The sequence below is a fragment of the Streptomyces sp. NPDC052064 genome, from assembly GCF_055585925.1.
This window is the reverse complement of the sequence record NZ_JBVJJE010000010.1, coordinates 76,071-95,523: the sequence shown is the minus strand read 5'-3', so window position 1 is coordinate 95,523 and position 19,453 is coordinate 76,071. Positions and strand designations below refer to the sequence as shown.

General features: G+C 71.0%; 10 protein-coding genes. 4 read left to right on the top strand and 6 right to left on the bottom strand.

Annotated features, from left to right (window positions below):
- Positions 1-17: 17 nt before the first annotated feature.
- Both ACZ6TU_RS26465 and ACZ6TU_RS26460 read left to right on the top strand, forming a co-directional pair.
- A complete protein-coding gene (locus ACZ6TU_RS26465; RefSeq protein WP_467676049.1) occupies positions 18-1,124 on the top strand; it encodes an FAD-dependent oxidoreductase in 1,107 nt (368 codons plus the stop codon).
- A gap of 142 nt (positions 1,125-1,266) precedes the next feature.
- Positions 1,267-2,667 (top strand): cytochrome P450, encoded by a 1,401-nt coding sequence (locus ACZ6TU_RS26460; protein WP_469551524.1) that lies wholly within the window; start codon positions 1,267-1,269, stop codon positions 2,665-2,667.
- Between the two features lie 65 nt (positions 2,668-2,732).
- On the opposite strand, the gene ACZ6TU_RS26455 is transcribed toward ACZ6TU_RS26460, so the two are convergent.
- On the bottom strand, positions 2,733-2,984 hold the full coding sequence (locus ACZ6TU_RS26455; RefSeq protein ID WP_469551521.1) for a response regulator transcription factor: 252 nt from the start codon (positions 2,982-2,984) through the stop codon (positions 2,733-2,735).
- Positions 2,985-3,314: 330 nt separating this feature from the next.
- Between ACZ6TU_RS26455 and ACZ6TU_RS26450 the strand changes: the two genes are divergently transcribed.
- A complete protein-coding gene (locus ACZ6TU_RS26450) occupies positions 3,315-4,796 on the top strand; it encodes an MFS transporter (protein WP_467676674.1) in 1,482 nt (493 codons plus the stop codon).
- A gap of 18 nt (positions 4,797-4,814) precedes the next feature.
- Here the strand turns inward: ACZ6TU_RS26450 and ACZ6TU_RS26445 are convergent, their stop codons facing one another.
- A complete protein-coding gene (locus tag ACZ6TU_RS26445; RefSeq protein ID WP_467676044.1) occupies positions 4,815-6,803 on the bottom strand; it encodes a GDSL-type esterase/lipase family protein in 1,989 nt (662 codons plus the stop codon).
- Between the two features lie 302 nt (positions 6,804-7,105).
- On the opposite strand from ACZ6TU_RS26445, the gene ACZ6TU_RS26440 reads away from it, so the two are divergent.
- Positions 7,106-10,492, top strand: a complete 3,387-nt coding sequence (locus ACZ6TU_RS26440) for an NACHT domain-containing protein (RefSeq protein WP_469551518.1) — start codon at positions 7,106-7,108, stop codon at positions 10,490-10,492.
- A 71-nt stretch (positions 10,493-10,563) separates the two neighbouring features.
- On the opposite strand, the gene ACZ6TU_RS26435 is transcribed toward ACZ6TU_RS26440, so the two are convergent.
- From ACZ6TU_RS26435 to ACZ6TU_RS26420, 4 genes are all read right to left on the bottom strand, one after another.
- Entirely contained in the window at positions 10,564-13,473 is a 2,910-nt protein-coding gene (locus tag ACZ6TU_RS26435; protein WP_469551511.1) for an ATP-binding protein, read from the bottom strand.
- Positions 13,474-13,680: 207 nt separating this feature from the next.
- Positions 13,681-14,688: a (-)-alpha-amorphene synthase gene (locus tag ACZ6TU_RS26430; protein ID WP_467676038.1), complete on the bottom strand. Its 1,008-nt coding sequence runs from the start codon at positions 14,686-14,688 to the stop codon at positions 13,681-13,683.
- Positions 14,672-16,156, bottom strand: coding sequence for a cytochrome P450 (locus ACZ6TU_RS26425; protein ID WP_467676036.1), 1,485 nt, complete (start codon positions 16,154-16,156; stop codon positions 14,672-14,674). Before ACZ6TU_RS26425 ends, ACZ6TU_RS26430 begins: the two co-directional genes overlap by 17 nt.
- 334 nt (positions 16,157-16,490) lie before the next feature.
- Positions 16,491-19,412 (bottom strand): glycosyl hydrolase 115 family protein, encoded by a 2,922-nt coding sequence (locus ACZ6TU_RS26420; RefSeq protein WP_469551506.1) that lies wholly within the window; start codon positions 19,410-19,412, stop codon positions 16,491-16,493.
- Positions 19,413-19,453: the final 41 nt, after the last annotated feature.

Below are 19,453 nucleotides of genomic sequence, written 5' to 3'. Positions count from 1 at the left end.
GGCACAGGAGACTCGGTGTGTACGACGGCGATGTAGTCGTGATCGGCGGCGGTTATGGCGGTGTCCGGCTGGCGAAGCGGCTGGACGGGACGGCCCGGGTCACGCTGGTGGACCGCAAGGAGGTCTTCTTCCACCGCGTCGCCTCCCTGCGCGCGGGGGTGCGCCCCGAGTGGACGCACACGCCCTTCATTCCGTTCGACCGGCTGCTGCACCACGGCCGCGTGGTCGCGGGCAAGGCCGTCCGGATCGACACCGCGGAGCGGCAGGTCGTCCTCGCCACGGGCGAGCGGCTGCCCTACGACGTGGTCGTGATCGCCACCGGCGCCGACTATCCCGAGCCGGCCCGCTTCGTGGGCACCACCGTCGAGGAGGCGGCCAAGTCGTTCGCCGAACACCAGCGCAACGTCGCCACGGCCGAGCACGTCCTCGTCGTCGGCGGCGGCCCCGGGGGCGTCGAACTCAGCGCGGAGGTCCGCCTCGCCCGGCCGGACGCCCGGGTCACGCTCGCCCACTCCGGACCGGCGCTGCTCGACTCCACGGGCAGCACGCGGCCGGGACGCAAGGCCCTCGCGTGGCTGGAATCCCATGACATCGAGGTACGGCTCGACTCGTTCATGTCGCCCGGCAACGACTTCGGCACCTACCGCGACGGCCGCGGCAACATCGTCGAGGCCGACCTGTCCTTCTGGGCCACGGGCACCACACCCAACACGCTCTGGCTCCGCCTGGCCGGACACGGCGACTGGCTGAACAGGGACGGACACGTAAAGGTCGACCGGACGCTCCGGGTCGAGGGCAGGCTGGACGTGTTCGCCGTCGGCGACGTCAACGACGTCAGCGAACTCAAGATCACACCCGCCGCCCTCGCCCAGGCGGACATCGCCGCCCACAACATCCGCGCCTACCTGCAGAGTTCGGGCAAGCATCGCAAGGAGCCGCGCTTCTACCGGCCGATCCAGCGCACCCCGCTCATCGTGCCGTTCGGTCCGGCCGACGGACTGACCGTGCTGCCCGTACCGGGCGGCGAGTCGGCGGTCCTCGGCAGCCGCACCACCACCCTGGCCAAGGCGAAGACCCTCATGACGCCCTACATGCGGCGCCAACTCGGTTACACCGCGGCCTGATCCACGACACGGGCAGGGCCACCCCGTTTGATCCACCCCCCCGGTCGTTACCCGCCGGTCGCGTCTGGGGTAGGGTCCCCACCGTTTCCGGTTACCGGCTGGTGGTGTGCCGGTACGGGGCGTGTCGGAGGGTGGCAAGACGATGGAATCCCAGTGGGGTGACGGCGGATCCGTGGACCTGGACGACACGCGGTTGGAGACGCTGAGTCCCCAACCGCTGCTGACCCGGGACTACGAGACGCGCCCCGCGCTCGTGTACGAGCGGCTGAGGCAGCAGCACGGCCCGGTCGCACCGGTCGATCTGCTCGGCGTACCCGCCTGGCTGGTCCTGGGCTACCGCGAGGCGCTCCAGGTCCTCCAGGACAACGACGGCTTCCCGAAGGGGCTGGAGAACTGGCGGGCCCGCTCCGAGGGCCGGGTGCCGGCCGACTGGCCGCTCGGCCCGTCCCTGGAGGTCAACCACATCCTGATCCAGGGCGGCCCCGGCTACCGGCCACTGCGGACGGCGTGGGACGTCGCCCTCAAGCCGTTCCAGGACCCGCGCCACCCCCAGGCGAAGCGCCTCAAGGCCGCCGTCACCGCCTACGCCGACGAGCTGATCACCCTGGTCGGACAGGGCGGAAAGACGGGCGTGGCGGACCTGTCCGCGCAGTTCTCCCGGCCGCTGCCGCTGATGGTGGCCAGCCATCTGCTCGGCTTCCCCGGCTCGCAGGGCGACGACGCGCTGATGGACATGTGGCGCGTGCTCGACGCGGGCCCGGACGCGGAAGCCGCACTGGAGCGCCTGCTCGCGACGCTGGCGGAACTGGCCGCGACGAAGCTGGAGAAGCCGGGCGACGACTTCCCCTCCTACCTGCTGGCCGCGCACCCGGACCTGTCGCTCGACCAGCTGGCCCGCGAGCTGTTCATGCTGCTGGGCATGACCTCCGACCACGTCGGCATCCTCATCTCCAACACCGTCGTGGAGGTCATCTCGGGTGAGGGCAGCGTGCGCGCCAGCCTGTCCGCCGGGATGGTCAGGGAGAGCATGAACCGGGTGGTCATGCGCAAGCCGCCCCTGGTGAACTTCGTCCCACGCTTCGCGGCCGAGGACACCCCGCTCGGCAACTACACGATCCGGGCCGGCGACCCGGTGTGGGTCTCCTCGGCCGCCGCGCACGCCGACCCGCTCTTCGCCGACCACGTCGCCTCCGGCACCACCATCAGCACCCGGGCGCACCTGTCCTGGGGAGCCGGACCGCGCCAGTGCCCGGCGCGGGAGCTCGCCTCGACGGTCGCGGCGGCCGGTGTGGGGCGGCTGTTCGAGCGTTTCGACCACCTCGACCTCGCTCTGCCCGCCGACCAACTGCCCTGGCGTTCCTCCCCGTTCATGCGCGGCCTGCGCTCGCTGCCCGTGCGGTACGAACTCTCCGCTGCGCCCGCGCCGCCGTCGGCGGACGGTCCCGGGGCGCAGGTGGCCGATGAGGTCCTTCCGGACCCGTCCGCCCGGCAGCGCTCCTCGCTGTGGCGCTATCTGACGGGCCTGATCCGCGGCGGCCGCTGACCGGGAGGCCGAGGGCGCGAGGGCCCGCGGGGGCCGGGCAGGTTCACCTCGATGACCTGCCCGGTTCACACCCAGCCCGACTCCGCGGCGATCCGGATCGCATCGATCCGATTGCCTCCGCCCGTCTTCCTGGTGATCGCCGACAGGTGGTTGCGGACCGCCGCCACGGACACGCACAGCCGCTCGGCGATCTCCCGGGTGGGAGTGCCGTCGGCGGTCAGCAGCAGCACCTCCACCTCGCGCGGGAGCGGCGGGTGCGCTCCGGCGCCCAGCGAGGCCGGCGCGAACTCGGGATCGGCGAACGTCATCAGCGGCATCCGGCACTCCGGCAGCCGCACCCGCAGCTCGCCCCGGACGGCGACCTCCTCGCCCTACGGCACGCCACGTGAACGCGGATCACTGTCGCTCTCACTCGGCCGTCGCGGCCCGCCGGACCGCCGTGAACGGATCATCATCACCGCATACTCCGGGATTTCCGGTTCGGGCCGCGGGCCGGGTCGGGGACGGCCGCGAGGGCCGCGCTCAGCCGAGTGGTGAGGCCCAGGACGCGGGCGTACCGTCGAACGGTGGACACCGCAGGCAGCAGCCCGCAGCCGGCTTCACCACAGGCGACCACCACCAGGGAATCCGGTGGTGGCGGGAACGCGATGGCGCTGTTCGTCATCGCCTCGTGCCAGCTGATGGTGGTTCTCGACATCACCATCGTCAACATAGCGCTGCCGCACATCCAGAGCTCGCTCGACTTCTCCACCACGAGCCTGTCCTGGGTGGTCAACGCCTACACCCTCACCTTCGGCGGCCTGCTGCTGCTCGGCGGCAGAGCGGGCGACATCCTGGGACGGCGGCGCGTCTTCATCTTCGGTGTGCTGCTCTTCGTACTCGCCTCCCTGCTCGGCGGGTTCGCCCAGAACTCCGGTCAACTCCTCGGCGCACGCGCCCTCCAGGGCGTCGGCGGCGCCATCGCCTCCCCGACGTCCCTCGCCCTGATCAGCACCACCTTCCGCGAAGGACCGGCACGCAACCGCGCCTTCGGGGTCTTCGCCGCGGTCTCGGCGGGCGGCGGTGCGATCGGTCTGCTCGCGGGCGGAATGCTGGTGGAGTGGCTGAACTGGCGGTGGGTGCTGTTCGTCAACGTGCCCATCGGCCTGCTCATCGTGCTCGCCACCCCGCGCTGGATCAAGGAGTCCGAACGCCACCCCGGGCGCTTCGACATCACCGGCGCGCTCACCTCCACCGTGGGCATGGTGCTGCTCGTCTACGGCTTCATCAGGGCCGCGCAGGACGGCTGGCGCGACGCACTCACCCTCGCCTCGTTCGCCGCGGCGGTCGTCGTCCTGGTGGGCTTCATCCTGATCGAGCGGCGCTCCAGACAGCCCATCACGCCCCTGCACATGTTCGCCGACCGTAACCGCGCGGGCACTTACGGCATCATGCTGTGCCTGGCCGCCGCGATCTTCGGCATGTTCTTCTTCCTCACGCTCTTCGTGCAGAACGTGCTGGAGTTCAGCCCTCTCGAAGCCGGACTGGCCTTCCTGCCGGTCAGCGCGGTCATCGCCATCGGCGCCGGACTGGCCTCGCGGTTCCTGCCCGTCTACGGCCCCAAGCCGTTCATGGTGATCGGCGCGATCCTGGCCGCGGCCGGGCTGGCCTGGCTCACCCTGACCGACGTGCACTCCACCTACGCGGGCAGCGTCCTCGGCCCGATGCTCGTCTTCAGCCTCGGCATGGGCATGGAGTTCGTGTCGCTGACCCTCATGGCGCTGTCCAACGTGCCCACGCCGGAGACCGGCGCGGCCTCCGGGCTGCTCAACGCCACCCAGCAGGTCGGCGGCTCCCTCGGCCTGTCCATCCTGGTCACCATGTACGGAACGGCCAGCACCAACGAGGCGGAGAAGCAGATCCCGCTCTTCCTCCAGCAGGCGACCCCCGCCGAGCGTCTGCGCTTCGAACGCACCGGGCAACTGCCGAAACCCTGGTCCGACGAGATCCTCACCGCCGGCGTCTCGGCCTCCTTCATCATGGCGGCGATCTTCACCGCCGTCGCCGCGCTGATCGCCCTGATCGTCATCCAGGTCCGCCCCTCCGACCTGGAACGCCTCAAGGGAGGGGCGGGCCCCGGCTCGATGTGAGGCCCGCCCCCGGGGCCGCTACGCCCCGATCCTCGCGGCGATGACCGGCGCCAGCCGGTCGGCGATGACCCGGTGCCCCCGGTCGTTGGGATGCACCGCGTCCGTCAGGTCGCCCGAGCCCAGCCAGCCGGTCGTGTCGACGAAGGAGACCCGCGCGTCACCGCCGTCGACGGCGGCCTTCACGGCGGCCTCGGTCTGCGGGACGTAGCGCCCGCGGAACGTCTCCAGCGCGAAGATCCACGCCTGCGGATACGCCGCACGGACCTTGCGCAGCAGACTGCTGTAAGCCGACTGGAACTGCGCGGAACTCACCCCGTGCCCGACGTCGTTGGTTCCGAGGTTGATGACGACCGCGTCGGCCCGGTAGCGGGAGAAGTTCCAGTCGGGCGTCGCGGCGTTCGGGTTGAGCTTGGTGAACTGCCGCTCAAGACCCACGCAGCCGTCCGCCGCGGCCACCAGGCACGCCCCGCCCTGCGCGATCTGCGTGTGCTCGACACCCAGCCGCTCCCCGATCAGCCAGCCGTACGCGGTACGGGCGTTCTGCGAGGACGTCGTGCCCACGGTGATCGAGTCGCCGACGAACTCGACCAGCTTGGCCGGGGCCGGCGGTGCGAAGGTCGTCGCACCACTGTCGAGGACCAGCCCCTGGAACACCGCGTCGCCCCGGTAGGAACCGGCGACCACCTGGTAGTTGACCTGGAGCGTGTGATTGCCGGCGGCGAGGGCCGTCGGAGTCAGGTTCACCGTCCCCTTGACGTCGTCGTAGAACTTCACCGGCCCGTTGTCGATCCGCGCCCACAGGTCGATCGTGCCCCGCTGCTTCAGCTTGACGGTCCTGCCGGTGAAGCCGACCCGGTAGTAGGCGCCCGCCCAGTACGGGGTGTAGGCGGTGGCGGAACTGGTGGTGTCCCAGCGGCCGACGAACTTGATGTTCGGGTCGCCGGGCTGCCCCGGAGCCGCCGCCTTCACCGTGGCGCCGCTGCCGAGCCGGGCGGCGATGACCGGGGCCAGGCGCTCGGCGAACTTGGTGTGACCCGCCTCGTTCGGATGCCCGTTGCCGTCCTCGTAGTGGGCGCCGTCGGTGAGCCAGCCCGTGGTGTCGACGTAGTGCACCCGGGCGTCACCGGCGCCGTTGCGGGCGCTGACGGCGGCCCTGGTCTCGGTGACGTAGCGCTTCTTCAGCGTCTGCACCGCGAAGAGGTGCGCCGTGGGGTACTTGGCGCGCACGTCTCGCAGGAACGTGGTGTACGCCGACCGGAAGGCGGCGCCGGACACGCCGTGCCCGATGTCGTTGGTTCCGAGGTTGATGACGACCGCGTCGGCCCGGTACCGGGAGAAGTCCCAGGCCACGCCGCCGGTGCTGGCCGTCCTGAAGAACTGCCCGCTCAGACCGGTGCACCCCGACTGCGCGACCAGGCAGTACCCGGACCGGGCGATCTGCGTGTGCCGCATCCCCAGCCGCTCCCCGGTCTTCCAGGCGTACGAGTCCAGCGCCAGCCGGTCGGTGAGGGCTCCCGCCGTGATGGAGTCGCCGACGAACTCGACCAGCCCGGACGGGGCGCCGGCGGCGACGGTCCGCGCACCGGAGTCCAAGACCAGACCCTGGAAGACGGTGTCACCGGAGCGGTAGGACAGGCGCAGGGTGTGGGTGCCGGGGGAGAGCGGCCGGGGAGTGAGGTTCACCGTGCCGCGCACACCGGCGTGGAAGACGTCGGGGCCACCGTCGATGCTGGCGTAGAAATTGACCGCGTTCCTGGCCTTGACCTTCACCGTGGTACCGGTGAAGCCGGTCTGGAGGTAGGCGCCGGTCCAGTTGGGTACGGCCGCGGTGCCGGAGGAGGTGTCCCAGCGCCCGACGTACGCGATGTTGGGATCGGACACCGAGCCGTCTCCCGCCGCGGCCTGCGCGGGAGAGCCACCCGCCAGGGACAGCAGGCAGGCGAGCAGCACGGTGGTGAGGAGAGCGGGCAGGGCGCGTCTGGGGGAGGGATGGGGGGAGGTCTGCACGGGGTCCCTTTCACGTGGGGGGTGGATGGGAGCGCTCCCATAGGCAGCCTTTCGAGGGAACCAGTGAAACGGTTCAGCGTCAAGTGGTCCTGCACCGGCGAAAGTTGCGCGCGTGCCGGTGTGACGGCATACGGCCGGGTGGCGGGGCCCCGAAGGTTCCCGTCGGGTGAATCTGCCGCCCGCGGGCGCCCGGGAACCCGTCGGCGCGGAACCCTCACAGGGTGAACGGTGGTACGCGTGCTCCCCAGGGTCCTGCTGCCCCGCGACGCGAAGGAGGAGGGCTGTCGCGACCGCTCGGGCGTATGTTCCGCGACGGGCTCGGTGCGCGCCGCGCGCTGCACCGGCGCCGGCTGATGCGGCAGGGCTACGGCCGGACCAGGACCTGGCGTGTCCGCAAGAGCGGCGGGTACGTGACGCTGCTGGTGCTGACCTTCCTCGGGGCGATGCTCCTGCTGCTCCTGGTTGTCACGGCCATCATCACGCTGTCGCAGGAAGAGAGTTTCGGGTCACCCACCGCATGGGTGGACAAACAGTGCGAAAAGGATGGTTTCAGCTGCGCCGTCCTCCAGTCCCTCTTCATGCCCTTCCTCACCCTCGCCCTGGCCACCGTCACCTACCTGTTCTTCCGGTTCAGCCATGTGCGCCGGGCCTACCTGCGGAAGGCACGCCAGGAGCCCCACGCACTCGTGGAGACCGCAGGCGGCATCTTCGGGCGGGTCGTGGGCCGGGACCAGCTCTGCTCCGTCCTCATGGAGGATCTGCGGGACTGCCGCTTCCGTCGTACGCACGTCGTCGTCGGCGGTATCGGCACCGGTAAGACGGCGCTGGTGGTGCTGCTGACGCAGCGGCTCGCGGAGCGCGGGGCGGTGCCCGTGCCGCTGCGGCTGCGCGCCGCCGACACGAGCCTCGACTTCCGCGAACTGGCCTTCGAACGCTTCTGCCGGGAGGTGCAGGCGAACATCCGCTCCGGTGCCGAGGCGGAGAAGGTGTGGCGGCGGCTGTGCCAGCAGGGACGGATCGTGGTGCTCGCGGACGGCCTGGACGAGGCGCTGACCGCCGAGGACCTGACCGAGGAACGCGACACCATCATCCGGCTGGCCATCCGCCGCGCCAACGAGGAGGGGCTGCCGCTGATCATCACCTCCCGGCCGCACGACTCGCTGCGCGGCATGGAGGCGTCCCTCACCGAGCTGGAACCGCTCAGCGAGGAGGCCGCCCTCACCTACATCTCGTCCGGGAGCGCCGGTGAGGACCGGCAGCGGCTGGACTGGATCGTCGAACGGGCCGGCATCGCTGAGGCCCCGACCTACCTGGAGATCGCCGCCGAACTGCACGAGCAGGGACTGCTGGAGCGCGCCCTCGCCGGCCCCGCGGAGGAGGAGGCCGTCGAGACGCGGGGCGGCGACCGGGCATCGCTGAGGTTCCACCTGTTCGAGACCTGGCTCAGCGCCCTCATCAGCGGCCGCTTCGGGCCGCATCTGCCGCTCTCCCCGGAGGAGCGCCGGTCGACCGTGCACTACCTCTCCGCGCTGGCGTGCGTGGGACTCGCCCTCGACACCTCCGAGGTCCGGTTCGCCGACGTCGTCGACGAGCGCGATCCGGCCCGCTCCCGCTTCCCCGAGATCGTCCGGGAGCTGGCCCGCAGGGTCGGTGACAGCGGCATCGACCTCAGGCTCGCCGCCCACTGGGGTGCCCGGATGGAACTGGTCGAGCTCGGCGGTGACCGCGTCCGCTTCCAGCACAGCGTGATCCAGGCCCAGTTGGGGGCCCGCTTCCTGAACGCGGTGATCCACCCGGACGTCCCGGCACAGCCGACGGAGGGCTCGTACTTCCCGGCGGCCCTGCAAAGACCGGGCCGGGAGCTGCTGATCGCCATGGTGCTGCACTCCCGGCTGCCCGACGGCGCGTGCGTCCACGAGGAGCCGGGCGCGGCGGGCTCCGACGGGACACCGTGGTGCCCGGTGAGCGCCGCGCGGGACCTGCTGATGGAGGCCGCCTGCCAGGCGCAGACGGTCAGGAACACCGGGCACGACAACGACGACAAGCACCAGGTACGCCCCCTCTTCGGCCGCACCCTGCACAGCAAGGCCCTGGAGCTGTACGCGGCCGCCCTGGAGATCGACAGCGTCGACGCCCAGCCGGACCAGCACCTGATCGCCATGCGACTGTGCACGTCCTGGCCGGACCTGCGGGCCCGCGACCCGCACACCCTGCGCACCGCGAAGGCCCTGCTCGTGACCCGGTTCGGCGAAGCCATGCGCGGGGTCGCACAGCGGCAGACCCTCCGCCCCGCGTATCTGGAACTGTTCGAGATCGCCCGCCTGGAACCCTCCTACGCCGTCCGTCTGGCCATCGCCCAGGAGATCGGCGCCGGCGGGGACCTCGCCTTCACCGCGCTCCAGCCGAGGCTGCGCGGACCGCAGATCGTCCAGGGCCTGCGGATGGAGCGGGAGCCCGACTGGCGGGAGAAACTCTGGGACGGGCAGCAGCCGGAGGAGGTGGGGGAGCAGGAGACCAGGCTCCGCCGGCAGGGCGAAGGCCAGGTCGCCCGCATGAAGAGGGAACTGAAGGAGCGTGAGCAGCAGCGACGCCAGGAGCGCCGACGTGAGCGAGAGGACCGCGAGGCCGAGGAACGGCAGTGGCGGGACAACACCCTGTGCGCCTGGCTGATCCCGCTGCTCGTCGGGTCGGTCACCACCCACCGGCACCAGGACACCCCGTACGCGTTCCTGGAGAGCTGGGTACGACGCGTGGGCGTCCCGGAGGACAGCGCCGACGCGTCCCAAGCGCTCGACCTCAACGTGGAGGTGGCACTGGCCCAGGGTTTCAAGTTCGCGGCGAACCGCAGGCACCGGCATCCGCACGCCCGGCCCGAAGCCCGCGAGTACCTGAGCGAGCAGGCCTGGGACATGCTCAAGCGCGCCCGGTTCTGGTTCACCCGCCTCACGCTGCTGCACGCGCTGACCCTGTGGGACCTGCCCGACGGCGCTGCGGCCGGGCATCCCTTCCGCGGTCACGGGTCCGATCCCGCCCAGCAGGTCCGTCAGTGGCTGGCCCGCCCGGACGGAGAGCCGGAGCACCCGTTCGTCACGGCGGCCGGGAAACTGTGCGTCTGGGCCCTGGAGACCGGGCAGCCGGAACGGTTCCTGTGGATCGACGAGTCGGGCGTCGCCGCCCACGTCGGCTCCCAGACGGCCCGGGGCGAGCAACGCAAGCACAACCTCTGGATCCCGCCGTCCACGGGCTGGAGCGCCCTGCACCCGAGCGCGCAGCAACTCCTCGCCGACGTGCTGCTGCTCCTGAACATTGCCGAACGGGGAGACTGGCCCACCGACCGCATCCGGCGACTCCAGCACACCGCCCGGCCCGACCTGCCGCCCTGCCTCACCCTGGACCGCTCGCCACTCGACCCGGTCCGCACCACCGCGCCGCGCACGGCGTCCTCCCAGGCGGGCTCCAACTGCCGCGACGACTGCGCCTTCGAACTGTGCCCGTACCCGTCCAAGGACCTCGACGGCCACCGAGTGGAACTCGGCGAGGCCTTCTGCCGCGCCCAGTCCACCCTCCTGTCCCGCTCCCCGTTCCGGCGGCCCAAGGCCCCCTGGCAACGCCGCACGAATCTCACGGAGCTGCGGAGGTTCTGGGAGTCGATGGGGCATCGGGCGCAGCACAATTCGAAGGTGCGGTGAGCGAACCGGCGGTCGGGACGTGTGGTCGGGCGCCGGTGGACAGCCGGGGTGAGTGGCCGGGCTCCCGACCGCTACCGCTCGTGTCGGGAGCGGTTCGACAGGGCGTCGGGGAGGCCGGATGCGTCCGTGCCGAGTTTTCGGTACACGGCGGACAGCAGTTGCCGTACGCCCTGCTCGGTGAGCCGCAGGTCCTTCGCGACCACCGGTGCCGGGTGGCCCAGTGCCGTCATCTCGGCGGCCTTTCGCTCCTGGGCCGTCAGCATGTCCGTCTGTGGGTAGCGCAGGGGCAGCGGGCGCAGTCCCGCGGCGGAGAGTTCCCGCCTGGCCCGGGCGGCCAGACCCTCGGCACCGCAGTGCACCGCGCCCTCCAAACCCTGGTAGAGCCGGTCGGCGGCGTCGTGCAGACGGCCGTTGCGGGCCAGCGCGGCACCGTGGCCCACCAGGGCACGGGCCAATTCGTACGCGGCGGGTGACTGCTCCAGATGGTCGACGGCCTGTGTGTGCAGATCGAGCGCCGCCTGCCCGCCCGTCACCTCCGCCTGGACATGCAGCGCCTGGCCGATCGCGGACGCCGCACCGAAGTCGCGGGCCCGCCTGACGGCGTCCTGGGCATGGCGAACCGCCTCGTCGGGCGCGGTGCGGGCGAGTGCCGAGGCCAGTCCCAGCTGCCAGGGGCACCACGCGGGGTTGCGCCAGTCCCGCGCCTCCAGCCAGTTCCCGACCTTGGACAACAGCCACGCCGCCTCAGTGAGACGCCCCTCCGCCAGGAGCAGGTCGGCGTACACCGTGCGGGGATCGGGGAAGATGACGGCGTTGGGGACCACGTCGCCGTAGTGGTAGCTGTCGGCGAGTCGGCGCGCGTCACCGGTCCGCCCACGGGCCAGCAGGGTCTGGATGAGAATGCCGATGGCGAACCACTGGGCGGGCACCGCTCCTTCGACGCGCTCGGCGGTGTGCAGCCCGGCCCGGACGAGTTCTTCCGCCTCGGGCAGGCAGCCACGGCGGTAGCGGATATAGCCCAGGAGCGTCCGGCCCTGCGCCAGATGGGAGCCGTGCCACCCCATGTGCTCGCACTCGGCCATACCCTCGGCGAAGAGTTCTTCGGCCCGCCGTGGCTGGTCGCAGTACATGAACAGCAGGGCGACCGCGACGGGCACTTCGAAGCCGCGGTTCTCGTCGGTCCAGCTCATCCCTCCGCGGAGGGCATCCTCGGCATGACCGAGGGCGGTCCGCCGCGGCTCGCCGCGCACGAGGGCGTCCCACGCCCGCAGACCGAGGATGTGGCGCTCCTCCAGGCCTCGGCCGGTCAGCTTGTCCGCCAGCCGCGCCAGCCGGCGCGAGCGGGCGGACGAGTCGGGCTCGTCGGCACGGAACGCGCTCCATACGAAGTGATCGGCCTGCATGCGCAGTTTGACGCGCGCATTGGTGGCGCGCCGCGCCTCGTCGGCGGCCACGGTCGCGGCCTCGGTCAGCCGGTCGGTGTGGGCCAGCGCCTGGGTCAGCCGGTAGACGATGGAGGCGCGCAGGTCGGGGTCGATTCCCGGCTCCGTCAGCGCCTCCCGGAGATGGCTGACCGTGGCCGTGGGCTCGATCAGGAAAGTGGAGCAGGCCAGCTCGTGGAGAAGGGCGGCGCGGTCCTCGGCAGGGGGCGGTTCCCGCAGCGCTCGGGTCAGCACGCGCCGGGCGGCCTCCGGGGCCCCGGCGCGGAGGTACTCACGCGCGGCGGCGCGCAGGCACGCGACCGCCTCGGGCCGGCCGTCGCAGGGAACCTCCAGCAGGTGCCGGGCGGCAACGGTGGGGTCGGCCCCGACCACCTGGGCGGCATGGGCGGCCGCGTTGTGCATGCCGACCCGCAGGCTCGGAGGGATGTCGCGGTAGATCGTCGTGGCGATCTGCGGATGGACGAACTCCAGGCCGCCCGCGGGCTCGTCGGCGTCCTTGAGGATGCGGCGGGCGCGCAGCTTCTCGGCCGCCTCGGCGGCCTCCTCGCTGCCGACCACCGCGAGGTCGGCGGCAACCTCCGGTGAGAAGGGCCCACCCAGGACAGAGCCGGCCCACGCGAAGCGGACGGTGCCCGGACCGAGCCGTTTGAGGCGCTCGATCAGGCCGGGGCCCTTGACCGCCGCGGCGAGGTCCCGCATCACGGGCACTTCGTCCTGGGTGCCCCTCACCTTCCGCTCGCGGAGCCTGATGGCCAGTTCGACGGCCTCGAAGGGGCTTCCGCCGGTGACCGTCCAGCACTCGCCGCAGAACTCGTCCTCGGCTTCCTCACCCACTTCGTCCCTGATGATCCGCGCCACACCGGCCTCGCCGAGCGGAGACAGCACGTGCGGGCGCTGCTCGTGGCGTTCGACGAGCGTACGGAAAGAGGTCGCCTCGGAGGGAAGTTCGTCGGGCCGGTAGCCGACGACGATCAGCAGTGGGATGTCCGCGACCCGGGGCGCGAAGGAGGCGAGCCAGTCCAGGGATTCGGCGTCGGCCCAGTGCAGGTCGTCCAGGAGCAGAACGACAGGCGAGTTCAACATCGTCAGGCGCGTCATGACCCAGTCGAGGCCGTCGCGTACTCCGGTCGGGTCCGGCATCCGAGCAGGGTCCGTCGCCTCGAGACCGAGCGCGGCGCCGACGATGTCGTACCAGCTGCCCAGGAAATCCCGACGCTCCGTCTCGCTCATCCTGGCCAGGATGGGCTGCATGGCCTGGCGGACGACGCGGAACGCCATCCCCCGCTCGTTCTCGCCACCCTTGCCGGAGAACACCGTGCACCCGAGGGCGGCGGCGCGGGCGCGCACCGCCGCGATGAGTGTCGTCTTGCCCAGCCCGGCCTCGCCGGTGAAGGCGAGAATCCCGCCGCGCGGTACCTGGGGCACGCCGTCGACGGTGTCACGGAGCTCCGCCAACGCGTGCTCGGTGGCCCGGAGTTCCTCGTCGCGTTCGAGTAGCGGCCGGTGATCGTTGATCGGTTGCCGCAGCCCATGGGCCATGTGGTCTACCGCTTCCTGTCGTTGCTCCCCGCCGGACGGGGCGAGCGTACGCCCTCGTGCACGCCCCTTGGCCGGGTAGGAACAGCAGGTCGACAGAGAGGGTGAATTTCCCGCAGGAGCGGTTCGGGTCTTAGCCTTTCGGGTAGTCTGCTGCGTTTCCACCCCTCTCGGGACCCCTGTGGTGGAAACGACCGGTCGGGCACCGGATCAGAGCACCGCGGGTGCCGCCATCGTGTCCGCGTACCGCGGCACGGTGCGGGACCAGAAGTAGCAACCGCGGATCCAGCCGGCCATGCCCTCCACGTAGCCGACTCCGGACGGGGTCAACTCCGGCCTGAGCTCACCGTAGAGTTCCTCGAACTCGCGGATCGTGCTGTTGATGTGCCATGTGGCCAGCGTGACGGCCACCGGCAGGGAGCACCGGTGCGTCCGCTGGTAGGCGAGGGCCAGGTTGATCACGCCGCCCGCCCGCTGTTCCTTCACCGCGGAGAAGAGGTCGGGAATCCACACCGCCGCGTCGGCCGACAGCCGGCTCAGGCGTCGCATGTCGGGGTGATGGATCTCCTCCGGCGTCAGTTCGCACGGTTGCGCGGCCTCGCACAGCGGGTAGAACGGCTCGACGCCCGCGATGAGGGAGCGAATGGACCGGCACAGCCCGCTTCCCACCGAGGCGGGCTGGGTCTGGGCCACCGCTTCGTACAGCAGGCCGTGCACGTACTCACGGCTGTTCCAGGCCCATCGTGCGGCCTGAGCGGGTGTGCACCGTTCCCGTACCTGTCGCTGGAGGTCGGCCAGGGCCGCCCCGAGCCGGGTGGTGGGCGGCTGGCCGTCCCGCAGGATCGCGAGGCTCTCGCACAGCATGGGAAGCAGCCGGCCCGGCGTGTGCCGGCCGACATCCTCCGCACGGTCGTCGAAGATGAACTGGTAGGCGATCTGGTTGGCCATGATCTGGAGGAGCCCGGAATCCATGGTCGGACTGTTGTAGGCCGCGAGTTCGGCGGGGCGTGTACAGGAGATCATGGCCGCCACCGCCGGGTCATCGGTCAGCCCCCAGGTGCTCAGCCATTCCTCGACGCCTGCCGCAGCTTGGGACGCGTGGGGATTGCGCTGGAAAGGGAAGGGCATGTAGAGGTTCGCGTCGATCAGGTCCCTCAGATCGACGACCGGAACTCCGTCCTGCGCGGCAAGCGTGATTTCCTCATGCGTCGCGGACATCATTGGCCACCTGCCGCTCGGGAGTTGTGATGACGGGCACGACAGTTGTCCCGGGTGTGCGGGAATCCGCCCGAGGCGGTGTGCCCACCGGCCGCCTCGCTCGGGGTTCGCTGACCATCACCAGTCCCCTCGGCCCCAACGACGCCGCGGGGCGCAGCCGTTCGGTGTAGCCGGGCAGGTGACGCAGCCTCCAGTGCCGGGCGATGAACGCGACGGTCACCGTGGCCTCCGCCAGCGCGAGTGTCTCTCCGATGCATTTCCGGCTGCCCGCACCGAACGGAATCATCGCTCCGGGCGGGGCCGCGACGGCCTGCCCGGACAGCCAGCGGTCGGGGAGGAAACGATCGGGGTCGGAGAACAGGGCGGGGTCGTGGTGCAGGAGGTACGGGCTGAACATGACGGTGGCGCCCTGCGGGAGACGGTGCCCGGCGAGCTCCGTCTCCCGCGTGGTGACGCGGGTGAAGAGCCAGCCGGGCGGGCGGTGGCGAAGGGTCTCGGTGAGAATGCACCGGGTGTGGACGAGGCGCGGCAGCTCGTCGGGGCCGGGCGGCTGCCCTGAAGCGAGCACGGCGTCGACTTCGGAGTGCAGGCGGCGTTCCTCCTCGGGATGCCGCCCCAGGAGCTCCAAGGCGGAGGAGAGGCACAGGGCGGTGCTCTCGGCGCCGGCGAACATCAGCGTCATCACCTGGCCGTGGACTTCCTGATCGGTGATCGCCGTCTCCCCGCCGTCGGCCCGCGTGGCCGCCAGCAGGGTCCCGAGCAGGTCGTCGCGGTCGTCATGGGGAGCGCTTCGCCGACGTTGGGCGATGGCCGCGTCGACGATCGCGCGCAGACGGTCGGAAGCGCGCCGGTAACGCCGGTTCGCCGGCGTGGGAACACGGAACAGGGCGTCGACCGGCATCACCGTCCGGACGAACATGCCGCGGACCACGGTGGCCAGGCACGTGCGCATCTCGGCGGCCGTCGCGGTGCCGAGCGAGTCGGAGAAGAGGGCGCGGCTGACCACGCGTGTGGACAGGTCCAGCATGGCCGCGCTGACGTCGACCACTTGCCCGGCCTGCCATGCGCGGCACACCGACTCCACTTCCTCGCCCATCATGCGCACGTGGTCGGCGACGCGGGCCTTGCGGAACTCGGGCTGGAGCATCCTGCGCTGGCGCCGGTGATCCTGATGGCGGCAGGTGCCGACACCGTCCCCCAGCAGCATCCGCAACCTGTCGTAGAGCGGGCCGCCCTTGTCGAACGTGCGCGGATCCCTGAGCACCTGGTTGACCAAGTCCGGGTGACACGCCATCCAGGCACGCTGCGGGCCCAGTCGTATCTCGACCAGATCCCCGTGACCGGGTAAAGAATTCAAAAAAGCCAGCGGTCGACGGACCAAATCGATACCGTGGCCGATGAATGGGAATATGCCTGGAGCAGTGCCCACTGTCCAATCTCGGGCCGGTCCGGGAACGGAGCCGCTCATCGAATACCACCTGCCTCAGTTGGCACACGGGATATTGGTGCGGTCGCACCGACTTGATGCTCGCCTCATGTCCTGCCCAGTGGAATCTGCCTACGGCTCGCCGAATCCTTTCTCCGTAGGGGCGCACGGATGCACGTAGGGGCGTCGAGTGAATCACGGTTGCTGCATGCACTCAGCTTTTTATTGCTCTTCTGTGCACGCAGAAACCTGTGCGCCCGTCAGTGCTCCCGAAGAACACGGGAGTCGCGGCAGGCGCCTGGCATGGACATGGAGGTCACGCCCGGGGAACAGCCAGGCGGCTGCCGGTGACTGGCCGATCGGTCCGGTGACCGGCCTATTGGTCCGGTGCCTCCACGCCCGGTGCGTCGGTGGGGTCGGGATTGAAGTGGCGGTGGTAGCTCTCCGGTGGCGCGAGATAACTCGCGGGCAGGCCACTCGTGTCGATGACCAGCTGGTCCACGGCGATCGCGGGGTCGGCCATGAACAGCCGCAGGACGTGCTCACCCGGCTCCGTCACGATCACGGTGGCGGTCAGCTTCTCGATGCCCTCCTCGACGTTGCGGGCCCAGGCATCCCCCCGGTTGCCGGTGGCGATCGCCTGGCCGGAGAGGACCGTCGGCGGCTGGTCGTCGAGGGCGACCGCCAGCCGGCGCTTGCCCCGCTCGTCGAGGGAGGGCAGCCGGAAGACGGTCACCGGGAAGGTGCCGGTGCTGGTGAAGCGCACCCGGTAGCGCAGCTCCGGTGACCGGGTGGGCAGGTCCTCGGTGATCGGCGGTGCGGTCGTCGGGACCGCCTCGACGGCGGCCGTGCGGCGTCCCAGGCCGCGTACCACCCGCCACCGGGCGCCGCCGCGTGCCACCTGGCGGTCGAAGTGCGCGGCGTCGATCGACACGTAGCCGTGGGCCTCGACGAAACCGCGGGCGCGCTGCCGGGCCCGTTCGCCGTCGTTGACCACCCGCAGGGTCACCTCGGCGGTCGTGCCGGCGCCCGTGAAGGTCAGGGTGGGGAGGTGTGTGCCCTCCGGTGCCCGCGTCCAGTCGATCTCCACCCACACCCGTGTCTGGTCGGTGAGTTCGCCGCCCGCCGCGCTCAGCCGGATCCACGGGTGACTCGGCTCGGCCTGCCACTCCAGCGGGAGGAAACCCGTGTTGAAGACCTCCACGAAGCGGCGGTCGCGGGTGTAGGAGGAGAAGGACAGCGGGCGGCTCGCTCCCGTTTCGTTGCCCTCCGCGGCCAGCCCCAGGCCCGAGGTCTCCTGGCGGGGTACCCGCGTGACGGCCGGACGACCTGGCGCCTTCGGGATCTGGGAGGGGTAGGGGTTGACGATGCCGTCCCACTTGCCGCCCGCGATCTCCGAGTTGTAGCGGCGGGTGATCACCTGCTCCTCGGCGTGGGCGGCCTCGGCCAGGTCCGCGAAGCGGTTGGTGCCCGCGCCGCGCCCCTGTCGGACGGCGAGCGCGTTCCGGTCCGCCCAGTAGTACTTCAGGTTCATCAAGTAGGCGCCGTGCACCGGGTATGCGACCAGCTCGTAGAAGGCGTCGCGGTAGGGCTCGGGCAGCTTCGCGCCCAGCTTCCGCACCCGGTCCAGCAATTGCTCGTATGCGGCCAGCCGGCGGCCCGCCTCGTCTCCGTGGTGCACCGTCGAGAAGATCGCCTTGTCGATGAACTCCGGGCGCCGCTCCGCCGCCAGGCGGTAGTACTCCGTGCGGATGGCGGCGATCTCCGAGCCATGACGCCGGCCGAACTGGCGCCCGGCCCATTCCACCAGGAAGTCCTCGACGTTCCCCGCGCCCCAGCGGTCCACGTCCCATGCCATGTCCAGGCAGAAGGACAGGCCCGTCTCGATCGACTTGATGTCACCGACGTTGAAGATCCACATCCGGTCGGCCTGGTGGTCGTGGACCCGGCGCAGCTCCTGCCACACCTTGCTCAACTGCGTGGTGTCCAGCCACAGATAGCTCCTGGGGCGGCCCCAGTAGGAGAGGTGGTAGTAGATGCCGTTGCCGCCGGCGCGCCGCCGCTCCGCCTCGTTCGGGAGCTGGCGCATGTTGCCGTGGTTGTCGTCCGGCCAGATCAGCGTGACGTCGTCGGGGACCTGGACGCCCGCGTTGTACAGCTCCAGGACCTCCTTGTACGGGATGAAGATCTGCGGCTGGGCCGCCTCGCCCACCTCCTCGGCCAGGATGCGGCGCTGGTCGGCGATGATGTCGTTCATCACCGCGACCTTCTCCGGGATCGTGGTGGCGTACTTCGTCTCCAGAGCGGAGTCGTGCAGACCGCGCATGCCGATCGTCCAGCTGCTCTCGTAGCCGGCGTTCTGCCGGGCCCGCGCCCGCCAGTAGTCGGAGATGACCGTGGGGTTCACCGTGTAGTCGTAGAGCGGCAGGGTGCCGTCGGGGTTCCGGTGTTCCTCGGCCCACGGCTCCCACTCGTGGACGCCGTTGCGGAGCATGGCCTCGGGGTGGCTGGAGCCGACCACGATGCCGTAGCGCTCGGCCAGTTCGGGGTTCTCGCGGTGCTTGTTGAAGAAGTCGGAGTACGGGTGCATCGCGGGCCAGAGGTAGTTGGCCTTGAGGCGGAGCAGCAGCTCGAAGACCCGCTCGTAGGTCCGGGGGCCGATGTTCTTGTCCGGCTCCTGGGTGCGGTGGGACCAGGTGGTGAGGTTCTGCTCGTCGTTGATGAAGATGCCGCGGTAGCGGACGGCGGGCTCGTGGCGTACGAAGGGGCCTGCAGGGACCGTCACCGTGTCGCGGCGGACCACCGGGACGTCGGCCCACCAGTACCAGGGCGAGACGCCGATGCGCTCCGAGGTGTCGTAGACGCCGTAGACCGTGCCGCGCCGGTCGCTGCCCGCGATGACCAGGGCGCGGTCCACGCCGGGCAGCGGACGGTCCACGACCTGGGTGACGGACGCCTCCCAGCGCCCCTGCACCCGGGAGACGTCCAGGCGTCCGTGCCGGACGAGCCGGTCGATCACCGGGCTCGCGCCGATGGTCCCCACCACGACCAGGAGTTCGGCCCGCTGGGGCGCGGTGTGCAGCAGCCGTGGTCTGACGCCCCCGACCCGCTCCACGTCCGCCACGAGGTCACCGGCCGCGCGGATCACGGCCGGGTCGTCCGCCGCGTCCACGAACACGTTCGCAGGGGTGCCGTTCCGGAGCAGCGGGAAGTCCGGTCGGGCGGAGGGGGCGGCTTCGGCGGTGCCGGCCGGGAGTACGGCGGCGGGGAGCAGGGGCGCGGCGCCGACGGCTGTCATTCCCCGTAAGAACGACTTGCGGGTCACCGACGGAGACGAGG

What these genes read in the sequence shown, in the direction of transcription:
- ACZ6TU_RS26460 (WP_469551524.1), top strand. Translation starts at nt 1,267, where the DNA reads ATGGAATCCCAGTGGGGTGACGGCGGATCCGTGGACCTGGACGACACG.
- ACZ6TU_RS26455 (WP_469551521.1), bottom strand. Translation starts at nt 2,984, where the DNA reads ATGCCGCTGATGACGTTCGCCGATCCCGAGTTCGCGCCGGCCTCGCTG.
- ACZ6TU_RS26450 (WP_467676674.1), top strand. Translation starts at nt 3,315, where the DNA reads ATGGCGCTGTTCGTCATCGCCTCGTGCCAGCTGATGGTGGTTCTCGAC.
- ACZ6TU_RS26440 (WP_469551518.1), top strand. Translation starts at nt 7,106, where the DNA reads ATGTTCCGCGACGGGCTCGGTGCGCGCCGCGCGCTGCACCGGCGCCGG.
- ACZ6TU_RS26435 (WP_469551511.1), bottom strand. Translation starts at nt 13,473, where the DNA reads ATGGCCCATGGGCTGCGGCAACCGATCAACGATCACCGGCCGCTACTC.
- ACZ6TU_RS26430 (WP_467676038.1), bottom strand. Translation starts at nt 14,688, where the DNA reads ATGTCCGCGACGCATGAGGAAATCACGCTTGCCGCGCAGGACGGAGTT.
- ACZ6TU_RS26425 (WP_467676036.1), bottom strand. Translation starts at nt 16,156, where the DNA reads ATGAGCGGCTCCGTTCCCGGACCGGCCCGAGATTGGACAGTGGGCACT.
- ACZ6TU_RS26420 (WP_469551506.1), bottom strand. Translation starts at nt 19,412, where the DNA reads ATGACAGCCGTCGGCGCCGCGCCCCTGCTCCCCGCCGCCGTACTCCCG.